Source organism: Aerophototrophica crusticola (assembly GCF_012913305.1).
GTDB lineage: Bacteria > Pseudomonadota > Alphaproteobacteria > Azospirillales > Azospirillaceae > Niveispirillum > Niveispirillum crusticola.
Map to the genome: position 1 here is coordinate 1,094,907 of NZ_CP051775.1, position 17,249 is coordinate 1,112,155.

Annotated in this window: 20 protein-coding genes; 13 read left to right on the plus strand and 7 right to left on the minus strand. The window is 69.0% G+C overall.

Features of this window, described 5'->3' with window-relative positions:
• Positions 1-24: 24 nt before the first annotated feature.
• Entirely contained in the window at positions 25-435 is a 411-nt protein-coding gene (locus HHL28_RS05260; protein WP_075769460.1) for a DUF1036 domain-containing protein, read from the plus strand.
• A 36-nt stretch (positions 436-471) separates the two neighbouring features.
• Here HHL28_RS05260 and HHL28_RS05265 read toward each other — a convergent pair whose 3' ends face one another.
• Positions 472-1,137 (minus strand): uracil-DNA glycosylase, encoded by a 666-nt coding sequence (locus tag HHL28_RS05265; RefSeq protein WP_075769216.1) that lies wholly within the window; start codon positions 1,135-1,137, stop codon positions 472-474.
• 5 nt (positions 1,138-1,142) lie between these two features.
• On the minus strand, positions 1,143-1,772 hold the full coding sequence (locus HHL28_RS05270; RefSeq protein WP_083698815.1) for a LabA-like NYN domain-containing protein: 630 nt from the start codon (positions 1,770-1,772) through the stop codon (positions 1,143-1,145).
• A 226-nt stretch (positions 1,773-1,998) separates the two neighbouring features.
• On the opposite strand from HHL28_RS05270, the gene folK reads away from it, so the two are divergent.
• The 10 genes from folK to HHL28_RS05320 all read left to right on the plus strand — a co-directional run bounded on the left by folK (position 1,999) and on the right by HHL28_RS05320 (position 9,418).
• Positions 1,999-2,496: a 2-amino-4-hydroxy-6-hydroxymethyldihydropteridine diphosphokinase gene (gene folK / locus HHL28_RS05275; RefSeq protein ID WP_075769217.1), complete on the plus strand. Its 498-nt coding sequence runs from the start codon at positions 1,999-2,001 to the stop codon at positions 2,494-2,496.
• Between the two features lie 88 nt (positions 2,497-2,584).
• Entirely contained in the window at positions 2,585-3,007 is a 423-nt protein-coding gene (rpoZ, locus tag HHL28_RS05280; RefSeq protein WP_075769218.1) for a DNA-directed RNA polymerase subunit omega, read from the plus strand.
• 83 nt (positions 3,008-3,090) lie between these two features.
• Positions 3,091-5,280, plus strand: coding sequence for a RelA/SpoT family protein (locus HHL28_RS05285; protein WP_075769461.1), 2,190 nt, complete (start codon positions 3,091-3,093; stop codon positions 5,278-5,280).
• A 24-nt stretch (positions 5,281-5,304) separates the two neighbouring features.
• Positions 5,305-5,877, plus strand: a complete 573-nt coding sequence (locus HHL28_RS05290; RefSeq protein ID WP_075769219.1) for a DUF2062 domain-containing protein — start codon at positions 5,305-5,307, stop codon at positions 5,875-5,877.
• Positions 5,874-6,284 carry a holo-ACP synthase gene (acpS, locus tag HHL28_RS05295; RefSeq protein ID WP_075769220.1) on the plus strand — a complete coding sequence of 137 codons (411 nt, stop codon included), beginning with the start codon at positions 5,874-5,876 and terminating at the stop codon, positions 6,282-6,284. Before HHL28_RS05290 ends, acpS begins: the two co-directional genes overlap by 4 nt.
• A 10-nt stretch (positions 6,285-6,294) precedes the next feature.
• Positions 6,295-7,110: a signal peptidase I gene (gene lepB / locus HHL28_RS05300; RefSeq protein WP_075769221.1), complete on the plus strand. Its 816-nt coding sequence runs from the start codon at positions 6,295-6,297 to the stop codon at positions 7,108-7,110.
• A complete protein-coding gene (gene rnc, locus HHL28_RS05305) occupies positions 7,107-7,817 on the plus strand; it encodes a ribonuclease III (RefSeq protein ID WP_075769222.1) in 711 nt (236 codons plus the stop codon). Before lepB ends, rnc begins: the two co-directional genes overlap by 4 nt.
• Positions 7,814-8,782: a GTPase Era gene (gene era, locus HHL28_RS05310; protein ID WP_083698816.1), complete on the plus strand. Its 969-nt coding sequence runs from the start codon at positions 7,814-7,816 to the stop codon at positions 8,780-8,782. The genes rnc and era overlap by 4 nt, the downstream gene beginning before the upstream one ends.
• Positions 8,783-8,847: 65 nt before the next feature.
• Positions 8,848-9,126: a type II toxin-antitoxin system RelE/ParE family toxin gene (locus tag HHL28_RS05315; protein ID WP_075769223.1), complete on the plus strand. Its 279-nt coding sequence runs from the start codon at positions 8,848-8,850 to the stop codon at positions 9,124-9,126.
• A complete protein-coding gene (locus HHL28_RS05320; RefSeq protein WP_075769224.1) occupies positions 9,098-9,418 on the plus strand; it encodes a HigA family addiction module antitoxin in 321 nt (106 codons plus the stop codon). The genes HHL28_RS05315 and HHL28_RS05320 overlap by 29 nt, the downstream gene beginning before the upstream one ends.
• A 9-nt stretch (positions 9,419-9,427) precedes the next feature.
• Here the strand turns inward: HHL28_RS05320 and hrpB are convergent, their stop codons facing one another.
• Complete coding sequence (gene hrpB, locus HHL28_RS05325; protein WP_404326572.1) at positions 9,428-11,320, minus strand: ATP-dependent helicase HrpB; 1,893 nt, start codon at positions 11,318-11,320, stop codon at positions 9,428-9,430.
• 663 nt (positions 11,321-11,983) lie between these two features.
• Complete coding sequence (locus tag HHL28_RS05330) at positions 11,984-12,373, minus strand: response regulator (RefSeq protein WP_075769226.1); 390 nt, start codon at positions 12,371-12,373, stop codon at positions 11,984-11,986.
• 243 nt (positions 12,374-12,616) lie between these two features.
• Here HHL28_RS05330 and HHL28_RS05335 point away from each other — a divergent pair, with 243 nt between their 5' ends.
• Positions 12,617-13,309, plus strand: a complete 693-nt coding sequence (locus HHL28_RS05335; RefSeq protein ID WP_075769227.1) for a phosphatidylserine decarboxylase — start codon at positions 12,617-12,619, stop codon at positions 13,307-13,309.
• Positions 13,309-14,202 carry a CDP-diacylglycerol--serine O-phosphatidyltransferase gene (gene pssA / locus HHL28_RS05340; protein WP_075769228.1) on the plus strand — a complete coding sequence of 298 codons (894 nt, stop codon included), beginning with the start codon at positions 13,309-13,311 and terminating at the stop codon, positions 14,200-14,202. Before HHL28_RS05335 ends, pssA begins: the two co-directional genes overlap by 1 nt.
• A gap of 57 nt (positions 14,203-14,259) precedes the next feature.
• Here pssA and HHL28_RS05345 read toward each other — a convergent pair whose 3' ends face one another.
• From HHL28_RS05345 to HHL28_RS05355, 3 genes are all read right to left on the minus strand, one after another.
• Entirely contained in the window at positions 14,260-15,654 is a 1,395-nt protein-coding gene (locus HHL28_RS05345) for a cytochrome P450 (RefSeq protein ID WP_075769229.1), read from the minus strand.
• 76 nt (positions 15,655-15,730) lie between these two features.
• Positions 15,731-16,273 (minus strand): PadR family transcriptional regulator, encoded by a 543-nt coding sequence (locus HHL28_RS05350; RefSeq protein WP_075769230.1) that lies wholly within the window; start codon positions 16,271-16,273, stop codon positions 15,731-15,733.
• A 130-nt stretch (positions 16,274-16,403) separates the two neighbouring features.
• On the minus strand, positions 16,404-17,246 hold the full coding sequence (locus HHL28_RS05355; RefSeq protein WP_075769231.1) for a methyltransferase domain-containing protein: 843 nt from the start codon (positions 17,244-17,246) through the stop codon (positions 16,404-16,406).
• Positions 17,247-17,249: the final 3 nt, after the last annotated feature.

Sequence of the window (17,249 nt, forward strand, 5' to 3'; positions counted from 1 at the left end):
GCCTAACCCTTTCGGATGGGCGCCATGGCCAAGCGGGTTTCCTTAGCCGTCTTCCTGCTGTCCCTGTTGGCAGCAGCGCCAGCAGCAGAGGCACGGCTGACGGTGTGCAACCGCAGTGCCGACCCCGTGCGCCTCGCCCTGGGGCAGGAACAGGGGCAGGACTGGGTGTCCCAGGGCTGGTGGACCCTCCAGCCCGGCGCCTGCGCCACGCCATTGCCCGGTGAGCTGACATTGCTCGAGTATTATCTACGCGCCGAACCGCTGGTGAAGGGCAAGACCGGCTGGGGCGGGGAGTTCCCGTTCTGCGTGGCGGATGGCAAGGACTTCCAGGCCAAGGGCGACCAGGACTGCGAAAAGCGCGGCCTGCGCACGGCCGGCTTCTTCGCCGTCGTGACGGATGGGGCCACGTCCGTCACCCATAACCTGACCGAGTAACCCTTGGAGCGTGTTTACGGTCATCGGAAAACGGGTCTAGCCCAGGTACTGCCGCACCGCCGTGAAAACGTCCTCGAACATCGCCGTCGTCAGCCGGCCAGTGTTGGTGTTGTAGCGGGAGCAATGGTAGCTGGCGAACAGGCGCACGCCGGGTTTCAACTCATGCTGCGCGCCATGGCCGAAGGGCAGGCGGGACGGCTTGCCGCCGAAGGTCCGCACCGTGCTGTCATGGCTGTCCTTGCCCAGCACCACCACGGCCCGCAGGTTGGGCATGGCCGCGATGTCACCCGTCAGGAAGCGGCGGCAGGTGTTGGTCTCCGCCGGTTCCAGCTTGTTCTGGGGCGGCACGCAGCGGGCCGCGTTGGTGATGCGGCAATCCACTAGCCGCAAGCCGTCGTCAGGGTCCCGCAGGTAGGTTCCCTGGGCGAAGCCGAACTTCAGCAGCGTGGCGTACAGCAGGTCGCCAGCATAATCGCCGGTGAAGGGCCGCCCGGTGCGGTTGGCCCCGCGCAACCCCGGTGCCATGCCCACCACCAGCAAGCGTGCCCCCACCTCGCCGAACGAGGGGACGGGGGCGTTGTGGAAATCCGGGAAGGCCTGCCGGTTGGCGGCGCGGAACGCCGCCAACCGGGGGCACAGGGGACAGTCGGCAGGCGGCACCGGCACGCCCGCCGCAAGGCCCGACTCGTCACGGAAAACCATGCCCGTCAGCCGGCCGTTTCGTCGGTATCCAGAGGCTGGGCGGCATCGGAGCCCGAGGCCGGCGGCACCACATTGTGTTGCTGCTGGTAGCGCGGGCTGTGCATGCGCTGGATGGCGGGCGCCAGGTCCTGCAACTCCAGGAAATTGTCCGCCTGCCGTCGCAGCTCGTCCGCCACCATGGGGGGGGCGGAGCGGACGGTGGACACGACCGTGACCCGCACGCCCTTGCGCTGCACCGCCTCCACCAGCCGGCGGAAGTCCCCGTCACCGGAGAACAGCAGGATGTGGTCCACCTTCTCGGCCATCTCCATCACGTCGATGGCCAGCTCGATGTCCATGTTGCCCTTGATCTTCCGGCGGCCGGAAGCGTCCGTGAACTCCTTAGTCGGCTTGGTCACCATGGTGTAGCCGTTGTAATCCAGCCAATCTACCAGCGGTCGGATCGGGGAATATTCCTGGTCCTCTACCAGCGCGGTGTAATAGAACGCCCGGATCAGGCGCCCCTCTGCGGCGAACAACTCCAGCAGTCGCTTGTAGTCGATGTCAAAGCCCAGCGCCCGCGCCGCCGCGTACAGGTTCGCGCCGTCGATGAACATTGCCAGCCGTTCTTCCTGATAGAAAATCTTCCGAGCCATCGTTTCAGTTCCTTATGCGCGGCTACCGCTCAAATGCTTTGGCGGGCCAGGTCGTGGAAGTAGGCTTATGCGCAAGGCCTGTGCGCATGCGCAATGCCAATCGTCACGGTAGGGCAAGAGAAAGGCCCCGGCAAGTCAGGATATGCGCGATTATGCGTGAATTCAGGTCGATCTTCTTCGCCTCTGCTGGTAATTCAGGGGTGGAATCTCCAGCAAAGTACGTCACGTGATCCTGATCGGCATCGGCTCGAACCTTTCCAGTCCCGAGCATGGCGGCCCCCGCCAGGTCTGCGCCGCCGCCCTGGCACGGCTGGAGGGCGCCGGGGTCCGTGTCGCCGCCCGGTCCCGCTGGTATGAGAGCGCGCCCGTGCCCGTCTCTGACCAGCCCTGGTTCGTCAACGCCGTGGCGGCGCTGGAGACCAGCCTGTCCCCGGCCGACCTGCTGGCCGCGCTGCACCGGGTGGAGGCAAGCTTCGGCCGGGTCCGCCGCGTGGTGAACGAGGCGAGGGTCCTGGATCTGGACCTGCTGGACCATGAAGGCCGGGTCCAGGCGGGCCCGCCTGTCCTGCCGCACCCACGCCTGCAGCAACGGGCCTTCGTCCTTCTTCCCCTGCTGGACATAGCGCCGGGCTGGCGGCATCCCGCGACGGGGGAGGCGCTGGCCGACTTGATCGCCGCCCTGCCGCCCGACCAGGGCATCCGCCCGGCGGCGGATCAGGACTGACCCGCGGATTCCAGGGTTCCCGTGCCTTGCAATGGCCTGACGCGCCGCATATAGATAGGGGCTTGTCCGTCGTTGGAGTTTTACTGGTATGGCTCGCGTTACCGTCGAAGACTGCGTCCTGAAGGTCCCCAACCGTTTCGAGCTGGTTATGATGGCCGCCCAGCGCGCCCGTGACATCGCCGCCGGTTCGCCCCTCAGCGTCGACCGTGACAACGACAAGAACCCCGTCGTCGCCCTGCGTGAGATCGCGGAGGAGACGGTGGTGCTGGACAACCTGAAGAACGCCCTGATCAAGGGCCACCAGCGCGTCGCCGAGCAGGACGAGCCCGAGGAGGAGATCGTCGAGCTGATGGCCGGGGAGAACGCCTGGTCCGCCATGGACACCGGCCGCGGTGACGCCGGCGAGTTGGGCGACGAGGAGGGTGATGCCGTCGCCGATGCCGCCGACAGCAGCGACGAGGGCGACATGGACATCCCGCTGGCCGACCTGGCCGACGAAGACGGGATCTGAGTCGCTGGGCGCGGCATGATGCAGGGCCCAGGTCTGCGTGATCATTCCGGCGCGGGGCCCATGGCATGATCCGCCAGGCAAAGATCATCCGCCAGTACGAGTTGGTTGAGCGCGTCCGCGGCTATGACCCGAACGCGGATGAGGACGCGCTCAACCGCGCCTACGTCTTCACCATGAAGGCGCACGGGTCGCAGACGCGCGCGTCCGGCGACCCGTATTACATGCACCCGATCTGGGTGGCCTGGCTGCTCACCGGGCTGAAGCTTGACGCGGCCAGCATCATCACCGCCCTGCTGCATGACACGGTCGAGGATACGCTGACGACGCTGGAGGAAATCCAGCGCCTGTTCGGGCCGGAGGTGGCGCGCCTCGTGGATGGCGTGACCAAGCTCAGCCGGATCGAGCTGGCCAACATCGGCGAACAGTCGGACCAAGCCAAGCAGGCGGAGAACTTCCGCAAGCTGGTGCTGGCCATGTCGGAGGACATCCGCGTCCTCCTGGTCAAGCTGGCCGACCGTCTCCACAACATGGAGACGCTGCAATACCTGAAGCCGGAGAAGCGCCGCCGCATCGCCCGCGAGACGCTGGAGATCTACGCCCCATTGGCGGAGCGTATCGGCATCCAGCGCTGGAAGGACGAGCTGGAGGAGCTGTCCTTCCGGGAGCTGAATCCTGACGCCTACGAGTCCATCAAGAAGCGCCTGGACGATTTGGAGGCCCAAGGCGCCGGCCGGGTTGACCGCATCATCGAGGAGCTGAAGCGGACCGTCAGCCAGAACAACGAGATGCCGGTCCCTGACGCCGAGATCTACGGGCGGCGCAAGTCGCCCTATTCGATCTGGCGCAAGATGCAGAAGAAGGATGTGGCGTTCGAGCAACTCTCGGACGTGATGGCCTTCCGCATCGTCGTGAAGACGGTGGCGGAGTGCTACCAGGCGCTCGGCATCATCCACGCCAAGTACCCGGTGGTTCCGGGCCGCTTCAAGGACTACATCTCCACCGCCAAGCCCAACGGCTACCAGTCCATCCACACCACCGTCATCGGCCCTGAGCGCCAGCGGATCGAGGTTCAGATCCGCACCCGGGAGATGCATGAGGTGGCGGAGCTGGGCGTGGCCGCCCATTGGTCCTACAAGCAGGGCCAGCCGCCCAGCGGCGTGAAGACGGAGGGGCGCCAGTACCGCTGGCTGCGCGAGCTGCTGGACATCCTGGAGCACGCCACCCGGCCGGAGGAGTTCCTGGAGCACACCAAGCTGGAGCTGTTCCAGGACCAGGTGTTCTGCTTCACGCCCAAGGGAGACCTGATCGCGCTGCCCCGCGGTGCGACGCCGGTGGATTTTGCCTATGCCGTCCACAGCCAGGTGGGCGACACCTGCGTGGGCAGCAAGGTCAACGGCCGCATGGTGCCGCTACGGTCGCAGTTGCAGAACGGCGACCAAGTTGAGGTGCTGACCTCCAAGAACTCCACGCCCTCGCCGGACTGGGAAAGCTTCGTCGTCACCGGCAAGGCCCGCGCCCGCATCCGCCGCTTCATCCGCACGCAGCAGCGGACGGAACACGTGAAGCTGGGCCGCGGCCTGCTTGAGCGGGTGTTCAAGCAGGAAGGCTACGACTATTCCGACAAGGCGCTGGACGGGGTCATCAAGATCTTCCAGCAGCCCTCGGGCGAGGATCTGCTGGCCGCCATCGGCGCCGGGCAGACCGGCGCGCGCGACGTCTTCAACGCCATCTTCCCCGGCCACCGCGCGCCCGTCGTCCCGCTGACCGAGGACAAGGTCGTCCCCATCAGCAAGGCCAAGGGACGCAAGGGCAACCTGACGCCCCTGGCCATCCGCGGCCTGATCCCTGGCATGGCCGTGCACTATGCCCGCTGCTGCCACCCGATCCCGGGCGACCGCATCGTCGGCATCGTCACCACGGGCAAGGGCGTGACCATCCACACCATCGACTGCGAGACGCTGGAGAGTTTCCAGGACACGCCGGAGCGCTGGATCGACGTTTCCTGGGACCCGGATGCCGACGCGCCGGACGACATGGTCGGCCGCCTGTCCCTGATGGTGTCGAACGAGGCAGGGGCGCTGGGCACCCTGTCCACGGTGATCGGCAAGAACGGTGGCAACATCACCAACCTGAAGATCACCAACCGCACGCCCGACTTCTTCGAGATGCTGATCGACATCGACGTGAAGGACGTCAAGCACCTGACCAACATCATGGCGGCGCTGCGGGCGACGCCGGTGATCAACTCCGTGGAGCGGGCCCGCGGCCGCTGACGCCGCGGGTGCCGTCTGGGCCCCATGTTCCAACGCCGCCACCGATTCAGCCTGCGCCAACGCGCCCGTGAGCTGGTCTGGCCGACCATGGGCTGGCGGCGGGTGGGGCGCTACTTCGCCCACCGGGTCGGGCGCATCCCCGGCACGCCCCACGGCATCGCCATCGGCTTTGCCTGCGGGGCCGGCTTTTCCTTCACCCCGTTCCTGGGCCTGCATTTCCCGCTGTCCTTCGCGTTGGCCTGGCTGCTGGGCGGCAGCGTGGTGGGAGCGACGGTGGGGACCCTGGTGGTGGGCAACTTCTGGACCTTTCCCTTCATCTGGGTCGCCAGCTACGAGCTTGGGAACTTCCTGCTGGGGGTGGACATGGTCGTGGACGGGGCGGCAGGGGCCAGCCTGTCCATCGGATACCTCCTGTCCCACCCCTGGGACGTGCTCTGGCCCATGACCGTGGGCGGTTGCCTGCTCGGGTTGCTCGCGGGCCCGCTCTCCTATTTCCCAGCCCGTTGGGTGGTCCAGCTCTTCCAGGACAAGCGGCGCCAGCGGCGCATGGCCAAGGCCCGGGCACGCAGCCTTCCGTTGGAGGAGGGGGCGCCGTGATCCTGGGCATCGGCAACGACCTGGTGGACATCCGCCGCATCGCCAGGTCGCTGGACCGGTTCGGCGACCGCTTCACCCAGCGCGTGTTCACGGAGACGGAGCGCGCCCGCGCCGACACCGACACTCACCCGGACCAGCGCGCCGCCAGCTATGCCAAGCGCTATGCCGCCAAGGAGGCCATGGCCAAGGCTTTGGGCACCGGCTATGCCGACGGCGTCCACTTCTGCGACATGGAGGTGGCGAACCTGCCCAACGGCCAGCCCACCATGCGGCTCACGCGCGGCGCGCTTGCCCGGTTGCAGGCGCTGACGCCGCCGGGCATGGTGGCGCATATCCACCTGTCCATGACGGACGAGCCGCCGCTGGCCCAGGCCTTCGTCGTCCTGTCCGCCATACCCAAGGGCTGAGAGCCGACCCATGCCGTCCCCCAACCCCCGCCGCGCCGCCAAGGCAGCCACCACCACGGCCGACGGCGGCTGGGGCGAGACCCTGCGCACCATCATCTATGCCATCCTCATCGCCTTCGGCATCCGCACCTTGGCGGTGGAGCCTTTCAACATCCCGTCCGGCTCCATGATCCCGACCCTGCTGGTGGGGGACTACCTGTTCGTCAGCAAGTGGAGCTACGGCTACAGCCGATACAGCCTGCCCAGCTTCCTGGTCTGGGACGCGCCGCCGGCCACCACGGCTGACTGCAAGGCGGTGCCCGGCCGCCTGTTCGGCCGAATGCCGGATCGCGGCGACGTTGCCGTGTTCAAGCTGCCCCGCGACCCGTCGGTGGACTACATCAAGCGCATCGTCGGCCTGCCCTGCGACCGAATCCAGGTGATCGGCGGCGTGCTGTTCATCAATGGCGAGGCGGTGCAGCGCGACCGGATCGAGGATTTCACCAGGGCCACCGTTCTTGGCCGTACCTTCACCGTCGCCCAGTATGTGGAGACGATGCCGGAAGGGCGCCAGCACCGGATCATCGAGGAGTTCGGGGACAACGGCAACCTGGACGACACCCAGGTCTTCACCGTGCCGCCGGGCCACGTGTTCGGCATGGGCGACAACCGGGACAACAGCGAGGACAGCCGCGTGCTGGACGCCGTGGGTTTCATCCCGCTGGAGAACATGGTCGGCCCCGCACAGGTCACCTTCCTTTCCCTGCGTGAGGGCACCCGCTTCTGGGAGTTCTGGGAGTGGCCCTCCGCCCTGCGCCCGTCCCGCATGTTCATGGCCATCGAATGAGCAGCCTGCCGCCCCCGCCTGACCTGCGCCTCTTGCTGGAGCGCCTGGGCCACCGTTTCGCCGACCCGGCCCTGCTGCAGCAGGCACTGACCCACACCAGCCTGGGCGGCCATGACCGCATGGCGGTTGGGCACGGCTATGAACGGCTGGAGTTCCTGGGCGACCGGGTCCTGGGCCTGACCATCGCCGAATGGCTGCTGGAGCGCTTCCCCAAGGAGGCGGAAGGGGCCCTGGCCCGCCGCCTGACCGCCCTGGTCCGGGCGGAAACGCTGGTGAAGGTGGCCAACACCCTGGGCCTGGGCCCCCATATCCGCGTCGGTACCAGCGAGATGGACCATGCCGGCGGCATCAAGCCCGTGATCCTGGCCGACGCGTGCGAGGCGGTGATCGGGGCCCTGTACCTGGACGGCGGGTTCGAGGCGGCCCGCCGTTTCGTCCGCACCCATTGGGAGGGCTATTTGGAATCGGCCACCGCGCCACCGCAGGACGTGAAGACGGCCTTGCAGGAATGGTCATTGGCACGGGGCGGGAAATTGCCCAGTTATGAGGTACTGGGCCGTAGCGGCCCGGACCATGAGCCGGTCTTCACGGTGCGGGTCGCCGTGGACGGCTTCCCGCCGGTCGAGGCGGAAGGTGCTTCCAAGCGGCTGGCCGAGAAGGCCGCCGCCGCGGCGTTGTTGCAAGTGATCAAGGCGAAGAAGGCATGAGCGAGAAAGAGCGGGACATCGTATCCGAGTTTCTGGAGGCCAACCCCGGCGAGGCCTATCCGGAGCCGGAGAACCCGCGCGCCGGCTTCGTCGCCCTGGTGGGCGCCCCCAACGCGGGCAAGTCCACCCTGCTGAATGCCCTGGTCGGCTCCAAGGTCTCCATCGTCAGCCCCAAGGTCCAGACCACCCGCTCCAAGGTGCTGGGCATCGGCATGCATGGTGAGAGCCAGCTGCTGTTCGTGGACACGCCGGGCATCTTCACGCCCAAGAAGCGGCTGGAGCGGGCCATGGTCGCCGCGGCTTGGCAGGGCGCCACGGACGCGGACCTCATCGTCGTGCTGTTCGACAGCAGCAGCCCGCGCATCGACGAGGACACGGCCGGCATCATCCAGCGCCTGAAGGATGCCGGCCGCACCGCCATCCTGGCCCTGAACAAGATCGACCTGATCAAGCGCGACCGGCTGCTGGCCCTGGCGGAGCAGTTCCAGGCCACGGGCATCTTCACCGACGTGTTCATGGTTTCCGCCCTGAAGCAGGACGGGCTCAAGGACCTGATGGACCATTTGGCCAAGTCAGTGCCTGAGGGTCCCTGGCTTTACCCGCCCGACCAGCTTTCCGACATGCCGGAGCGGCTGCTTGCCGCCGAGGTGACGCGGGAGAAGCTGTTCCTCCAGCTCCACCAGGAACTTCCCTACGCCGCTACCGTAGAGACGGAGTCCTGGGAGGAGTTCGAGGACGGCAGCGCCAAGATCTCCCAGGTCATCTATGTCCAGCGCGACAGCCAGAAGGCCATCGTCCTGGGCAAGGGCGGCAGCCGGGTGAAGCAGATCAGCACGGCGGCCCGCACCGAGCTGGAACGCATGCTGGACCGCCGCGTCCACCTGTTCCTGTTCGTGAAGGTCCGTGAGAACTGGACCGATGACCCGGAGCGCTACAGCGCCTGGGGGCTGGATTTCAACGCGTGAGGCAGGGGGTATCCGGAAGCCGCTATCTGGTTTACGGATAGGCAGCCTTGCGCTAATGTTGCGGCATGATTAAGTCTGCCGCCGACAAGCGCACGGCCAAGTTTCTAAAGGGCGAACGGGTGCCTGAGTTCCAGGCCGTGGAGAAGCAGTTGACGCGGAGGCTGACCATCCTCGGTGAGGCCACCAGCATTGAGGATCTGATGCTGCTCCCCTCCAACCGCTTCGAGGCGCTTGGTGGGGATCGGAAGGGGCAATTCAGCATCCGCGTTAACGATAGGTGGCGGATCTGCTTCACATTCCTGGATGGAGACGCCCATGACGTCGAGATCGTCGATTACCATTGAGGCGACCGCCCTGGCCCCTGTCCATCCGGGCGAGGTCCTGGCCGAGGAACTGGAAGTCCTGGGCGTATCCGTGGCGGCCCTGGCCCGGGCACTGGACGTGCCACAGAGCCGGATGGCGGAACTGGTCAAGGGGACTCGCTCGGTGACGGCGGATACGGCCCTGCGCTTGGGCACCTATTTCGGGAACAGCCCGCGATTTTGGCTGAACCTCCAGGCCGCCTACGATCTGGCGGTGGCCCGGGAGAAAAGCGGCAGCCACATCGCTGCCGTTGTCCGACCCCACGCGGCCTGAGGCGTCCATTCACGTCCCCCGCCGCTTCGCCCTTGCCGTGGCCTCCGCCACCAGCGGGTCGTCGGGCCAGTAGTGGCGGGGGTAGCGGCCGGCCAGGTCCTTCTTGACATCCTTGTAGGCCCCGGCCCAGAACCCGGCCAAATCCCGGGTCACCTGCACCGGCCGGTGGGCGGGGGAGAGCAGGTGGAGCAGGACCGGGACCCGCCCACCGGCAAGGCGCGGTGTCTCCGCCAGCCCGAACATCTCCTGCAGCCGCACCGCCAGCACCGGCTCTTCCCCGCCATAGTCGATGGGGATGCGGGACCCGCTGGGCACCTCCACATGGCTGGGGGCGACACGCTCCAACTCCTGCCGCTTCCCCCAGTCCAGCATTCCCGTTAGGGCCGCGTGCAGGTCCACCCGCTCCAGGTGGCCCTTGCGGCTGACGCCGGAGAGGTAGGGCGCCAGCCAGTCCTCCAGCCCCTCAAGCAGGGCGGAGTCGGAGACATCCGGCCACCCCGCCGGGTCGGCGCGGTGCAGGAAGGCCACCCGCGCCCGCCACGCCTCCAGCTCCTTGGTCCAGGGCAGGCAGCGCAGGCCCATCTCCCGGATACCCTGGAGCATGGCGGGCAGCACCAATTCGGCCGGCGGGTTCTGGATCGGCTTGTCTTCCAGGACCACCCCGAACAGCCGGCGGCGTCGGCGGGCCAGGACGACGCCCTCGCGCCCGTCCCAGGCCACCACCTGCTCATCCCGCACCTGGTCGGCGAAGTCCTCCTCCAACTCGGCCAGCGTCAAGGGGGCGGCCAGGAAGATGCGGGCCGTGGCACCGGTGCCCGCATCCAGGTCGGCCACGGCCAGCCAGTCGGCGGCGGACAGGGGGTCGCTGGGGTCAAGTGCTGCGCCGCGTCCGTTGGACAGGCGGAACTGCCCCGGCGTGCCCGGGCGGCGCTGGGCGATGCGGTCGGGATAGGCCAGGGCCAGCAGGCTGCCGGCATCCTGGTGGTCCACGGGACCCGGCTCCCCCCGCACCTGCCGTTCCAACTGCCGGGCCGATTCCCGCACCTGGTGGATGGCACCCCGGTCCACGCCGGGCCCGTCGGCGCGACGTTCCTCCAGCAACTCCAGCCGCGTGCGCAGGTCTGCGTCCCGGCCTGGCCCGCGCAGCAGGTCCCGCTCACCCAGCAGCGCGGCCAAACGGCAGGCCAGCCGCAGCCGTCCGCGCTCCGCCCCGCGCAGCACCAGGTGCGCCAAACGGGGGTGCAGGCCCAGGCCCGACATGCGCCGGCCATGGGGGGTGATGCGGTCCTCCCCATCCAGGGCGCCCAACTGCCGCAGCAGGTCCCGCGCCTGGGCCAGGTTGGGGGCGGGGGGCGGGTCCATCCAGGGCAGCTCGCCCACGTCACGTACGCCCCAGTTCGCCAGTTCCAGCGCCAGCGGGGCGAGGTCGGCGCGCAGGATTTCCGGCGGGGTGAAGCCGGCCAGGGCGCGGTCGGACGCCTCGCTCCACAACCGGACGCAGATGCCCGGGCCCAGGCGGCCGGCGCGGCCCCGCCGCTGGTCGGCGGCGGCGCGGCTGGCGCGCACCGTCTCCAGCCGTCCCATGCCGCTGCGCGGGTCGAAGCGGGCGATGCGGGACAGGCCCGAATCCACCACCACCCGGATGCCTTCGATGGTCAGGCTGGTCTCCGCGATGCTGGTGGCCAGCACCACCTTGCGCTGGCCGGCCGGGGCGGGGCGGATGGCCGCGTCCTGCGCCTCCAGCGACAGGTCGCCATAGAGCGGCGTGACCAGCACCCCGTCCGGCACGCCGCGCTCCGCCAACAGCCGCTCCACCCGGCGGATTTCCCCGGTGCCGGGCAGGAAGACCAGGATGCTGCCCGGTTCCTCCCCAGCAGGCGGCGCACGGTGCGGGCGGTCCAATCCTCCACCCGCTCCCCGCCGGCGGCTCGGCCCAGCGCGTCTCCACGGGGAAGGCGCGGCCCTCGCTGGTGATGAGCGGCGCGCCGCCCATCAGCTTGGCCACCGGCTCCCCGTCCAGGGTGGCGGACATGACCAGCAGGCGCAGGTCGTCCCGCAGCAGCCCTTGGGATTGCAGGCAGAAGGCCAGGGACAGGTCGGCGTCCAGGCTGCGCTCATGGAATTCGTCGAACAGCACGGCGCCCACGCCTTCCAGCGCCGGATCGGCCTGGAGCTGGCGCAGGAACAGGCCCTCCGTCACCACCTCGATGCGGGTCTTGGGGCCGACGCGGCTGTCCAGCCGCACCCGGTAGCCCACGGTCTGGCCGACCTCTTCCCCAGGGTCTGCGCCATGCGTCGGGCGGCCCCGCGGGCGGCCAGCCGACGGGGTTCAAGCATGACGATCTTGCGTCCCGCCAGCCAGGGCTGGTCCAGCAGCGCCAGGGGCACACGGGTGGTCTTGCCCGCACCCGGCGGGGCCTGGAGCACGGCACTGGGCCCGGCGGCCAGGGCAGCCAGCAGGCCGGGCACGGCTTCATCGATGGGGAGCGGGGGGAGCGGGGCAGGGGCAGGCGGCATGGCGCCCCTATAGCGCAGGGCCGGGCCGCTTGACCAGCGGCGGCCCCGTCAGAGGGCCATCAGGTTGTACAGCCGGTGGCGCAGATCTTCCACCCGGTAGGGCTTCGCCAAAAAGCCGATTGGCTTGGCGGCGGCAGCGCGCTCCCGCACGGCCTGGGCATCCACGGCGGTCATGATCAGGCTGGGGATGCCGAAGCGCTGGCGGATCTGAAGCGCGGCCTCGATCCCGTCCGGCTCCCCACGCAGCATGACGTCCATCAACACCACGTCGGGCCGGTCGCGCCCCGCGGCCTCCACCGCATCGTCGGCCGTGGCGCAGATGTCGCAGACCTGGTGGCCCATGGCGAGGAGCATCTGCTCCAGCCCCAAGGCGATGATCGCCTCATCCTCACAGATGAGGATCTTCAGGCCGGGCGATGGTCGATCGAGGCGGTGCATTGTCGGGAGTCGCCGCTTTCCCGCCACGACGACTTGTGACAGCCCCCTGCCCAGGCCCGTAGCAACCCAAAATTTGCCGCATTTTCAGGTGGGTGTTAACTCGAACTTGCAGTGTTATCCGCCTATGCCCTTCGCCATAGAGGGCCATTCCCAGGGTCACATGGCTGAATTGGCTTAAATTCGCCCGCCCTGATGACTACTATGCCCGCACTGGCAACCTCTTCCGGGTAAGAACCCCCTGACATGTCCGCGCTCAAGACCGTCATCGTGCCGATCAACAAGGCCGGCTATCCCTTCATCGCCGCCTTCTTCGTCGTGGCGCTGCTGCTGTTCACCGTCTCGCAGCCGCTGGGCTGGATCGGCCTGGTGTTGACGGCATGGTGCGTCTACTTCTTCCGCGACCCCGACCGCGTCACCCCCACCAAGCCCGGCTTGGTCATCAGCCCGGCAGACGGCACCGTCATCATGATCACGGAGGCGACGCCGCCGCCGGAACTGGGCATGGGCAACCAGCTCTTTACCCGGGTCAGCGTCTTCCTGAACGTGTTCGACGTGCACGTGAACCGCATGCCGGTGGACGGCACGGTGCGGGACCTGCAGTACCACCCCGGCAAGTTCCTCAACGCCTCGCTGGACAAGGCCAGCGACGACAATGAGCGCATGTCCGTGCGGATGGAGCTGCCGGACGGCCGCGACATCGTCTGTGTGCAGATTGCCGGCCTGGTGGCGCGTCGCATCGTCTGGTGGGTACAGCCGGGCCAGCCCCTGCGGGCCGGCCAGCGCTACGGCCTGATCCGGTTCGGCAGCCGCTGCGACGTCTACCTGCCCCTGGGCACGGCGCCGCTGGTCTGCGTGGGCCAGAAGACCATCGCGGGTGAGACGGTGCTGGCCGACCTGAACGGGGCCGAGGCCGCCCGCGACGGGGAGGTCCGCTGATGGTCCGGCCGCCCCGCGTGTTCCGCCCGCGGAACCGCCGCCTGCGCCCGCCGCGGCTGGGCGGCCTGACCCTGAACAAGCTGTTGCCCAACATGCTGACCATGCTGGCGCTGGCGTCCGGCATGACCGGCATGCGCTTCGCCATTGAGGGCAACTTCAAGGCGGCGGTGCTGGCCATCGCCGTGGCCGCCGTTTTCGACGCGCTGGATGGCCGCATCGCCCGCCTGCTGAACGCCCAGAGCAAGTTCGGGGAGGAGCTGGACAGCCTGTCCGACGTGGTCAGCTTCGGCGTGGCCCCGGGCATGATCCTGTACCTCTGGTGCCTGGGGGAGGCGAACACCTTCGGCTGGATCGCGGCCCTGTTGCTGGGCGTTTGCGCCGCGCTGCGCCTGGCCCGGTTCAACACCATGATCGGTCTGGCGGCGGAGAAGCCGGCCTTCGCCTTCAACTACTTCACCGGCGTGCCCGCCCCGGCCGGCGCCTTCCTGGCCCTACTGCCCCTGGTGGCGACGCTGGAGGTGGGGCCCGGCTGGTTCGACACGCCCTGGCTGGTGGCGCCCTGGGCCGCCTGCATCGGCGCCCTGATGATCAGCGCCCTGCCGACCTTCTCCCTGAAGGGGCTGCGCATCCCGCAGCGCTATGTGGTGTTCGTGCTTCTGGGCGTGGGCATCCTGGCCGCCGCCCTGGTCAGCGCCCCTTGGGCGACCCTCAGCCTGCTGGGCCTTGCTTATCTGGCGTCCATCCCGTTCAGCGTGAAGCGCTACCAGGAACTGTCGGAAGAGGCCGCCAAGCTGCGCGAGCCGGCGGACGATGACGCCGGGCCGGTCGGGCCGGAAGGCGGGGAGGGGGCCGACGCCACGGGCCCGCTGCGCCGGCAGGCCCCGGACGTCTGAAGGCCGGAGAACTGGCGCCGCCGGTTTCGAATTCGAAAGTGCAGTTCCGGCAACGCCTCAGCCGCGACCCACAGGTTCCAGCGTCAGCCGCGTGTCCCCCACTGGGATGGTTGTGACCTTGCCCACGGGGCGGACCCCCGCCGGGTTCGGGACCGTCACGCGATAGCGGCGGAGGATGCAGGAGACGGCCAGCAGCATCTCCGACATGGCGAAGGCCATGCCGATGCAGATACGTGGACCTCCGCCGAAAGGCAGCCAGGTGAAGGGCCGGCCCGCCTCCGGGCTGCCGGGCAGGAACCGCTCCGGCCGGAACTGATCCGGCTGATCCCACAGGCTGCGGTGGCGGTGCAGCACCCAGGGGGAGACGAAAACGATCTGCCCCGGCGCCACGGGCACGCCACCCAGCCGGTCCGGCCCCGCCGCCATGCGGGAAAAGGTGTGGGCCGGCGGGTAGAGCCGCATGCTCTCCTGCAAGACCGCGCGGGTGTAGGGCAGCCGTTCCAGCGCCGAGGCATCCGGCATGTGGGGCAGGCCAGCCGCCTCCGCCCGCACCCGATCCTGCGCCTCAGGGACGCAACCCAGCAGGTAGAAGGTCCAGTACAGCGCCATGGCCGTCGTCTCGAACCCGGCGGCGATCATGGTGCTGACCTGGTCGCGCACCTCCGCCGCGTCCAGCCCCTTGCCCGTGTCCGGGTCGCGGGCGGCCAGCAGCAGGTCCAGCACGTCGCGCGGGCGGGTAGGGTCATCAGGCCGGTTCCGCCGCTCGGCGATGAAGCCGTCCACCATGACGCGCCAGCGCCGCTTGAAGCCGGCCCGGGACGGGTCGGGCAGCCAGGGCATGCCTGCGGCAGCCAGTAGGTCCAGCAGGCCGGGCCGTCCGACGCTGTGCTGGTACTCCATCACCAACCGCGCGAACTCCTCCAGCCCCGGCCCCAGCCGGGCGGAGAACATGGTGCGGGCGGCGAGGTCCAGGGCCAGGTGCTGGAAGGCGGCGAGGCCATCCACCTCACGCTTGCCCTCCCATCCCGCCAGCATGTCCTCCACCCCCGCCGCGAAGGCGGGCAGGAAGCCGGAGACGGCCCGCGGCGTGAAGGCAGGGGCCAGCGTGCGGCGCTGCCGCTGCCAGGTGGCCCCCTCGCTCAGCAGCAGCCCCTCGCCCAGGCCGGGACCCAGCAGGCGGCGCAGGATGATGCTCTTGCGGTAATTGGCCTCGTTCTCCACCAGCACGTGGCGGATCAGGGCCGGGTCACTGACCAGGATGTTGGTGCCGCCCAGCATCCGCCATTGGCGGATGGGCTGGCTGTAGGACTCCGCCGACCAGGCGCCCAGCATGTCCTGGCCAACGGCGCGGATCGTCTTCCACCAGGAACCGCCCCGCTGCACCGGGGTGGGGGCCGGCGGGACCCAGGGCTGGGCGGCGGCGTCGGTCGGGGAGGTGTCGATGGCCGTCACGGGCTCGGTCCCTTGGCGTCGGGGGGCCCGGTATCATACCCCAGGCCGGCCCCGGCACCGAAGGGAGCGAGAGCGACTATTCGGCGACGCGGCTGGTCTGCAGGCCGGCGTCCAGCAGGCTGGTCCGGTTCTTCTCCAGATAGTCCGCCGCCGCCACGTACAGGGCGCGGCTGAGCCCGTCCACGAAGCGCTCGCCGGGCGAGGCATGGGCATCGGGGGTGCGGTCCATCTGCTCCACCAACCGGCGGAAATAGGAGATGCGGTCACCCACCACCCGGTCCAGGTGCCGGGGCGGCAGCAGGTGCCCGAAGGAGACAATGAACATGAAATCGCTGCGCAGCTTGTCCGGGGAGGGCTGGCGTGCCAGGGCCTGGTACAGCGCGCTCCGCCCCGCCGGGGTGATCCGGTAGACCTTCTTGTCCGGCCGGCCTTCCCCCTCCTGCGGCAGCAGTTGGATGTGCCCGTCCTCCAGCAACCGCTTCAGCGCCGGGTAGATGGAGCCGAAGCCCGCGTCGCTGAAGTGGCTCAGCGCGCCCTCGTCGAATGCCTTGCGGATCTCGTAGCCCGAGGCGTCGCCGCGGCTCAGCACTCCCAGGCACAAGGTCTTGACATCAATCATGGAACAGCCTTCTCGAATAGAGGGGCGGCACCTTAGTGCCCGCCCCCCGCCTGTCAAGCAACCTATCGGCCCGCCACGGGGTGCCGGTCGGCCGATGCGGATCGGCCGAGGTCGCGGTTGAACCCTTGTCTTACCGTGCGGCCCCGGCCCCCAGGACCACGTGCATGTCCACCGGGACCAAGCCGCGGCCATCCGCCAGTCCGGCGAAATGGGCCGCGATCCTCGCCTCCAGGGCCTCGCGCCCGGACGGCGACAATGTCGCCAGCGCCGGGCTGAAGGCCATGTCCAGGGTCGCCTTCCAGAACGGACGGTCGGCCGGCACACCCTGGGAAAGGCGGAGGTGTCGTACCTCTACCCCATCCAATCCACCGGATTCCAGCACTTCCGCCAAAAATCCCGCACCCGAATGCCGGAACAGCACATCCAGCCCCGCCAACGCCCCCGGGCCGAGATGCCGGTCGAGCACGGCCGCCAGTTCCCGGAACAGGATGTTGCCCTCCAGCGGCCCCCACACGGCCACGGCCGCCCGACCGCCCGGGCGCAGCACCCGCGCCATCTCCGCCACCGCGGCGCGGTCGTCGGGGACGAACATCAGGCCGAAGCGGCAGGTGACCCGGTCGAAGCTGCGCGCGCCAAAGGGCAGGGATGTCATGTCGGCAAGGCTGAAGGCGAGGTGCGCCCCGTTGGCCGCGGCGCGCCGCCGGGCCCCGGCCAGCATGGGTTCCACCAAGTCGCTCGCCACGACAAGTCCCGACGGGCCGGCCAGGGTGGCTGCGGTCAGGGCCGGTTCCCCCGCGCCGGAGGCGAGGTCCAGCAGGCGGTCGCCCGCCGTCACGCCGCAAAGGTCGAGCAAGGGCCGGTTCACCCGGTCCGCGGGGTCGGCCATGGAGTCGGCCCAGCGGTCCCAGGCGGCACCACTGGCGGCCCAGCGGGCCCGCTCGGCCGCGGCGTCAGGTTTGCCAGGATCCGTCATGGC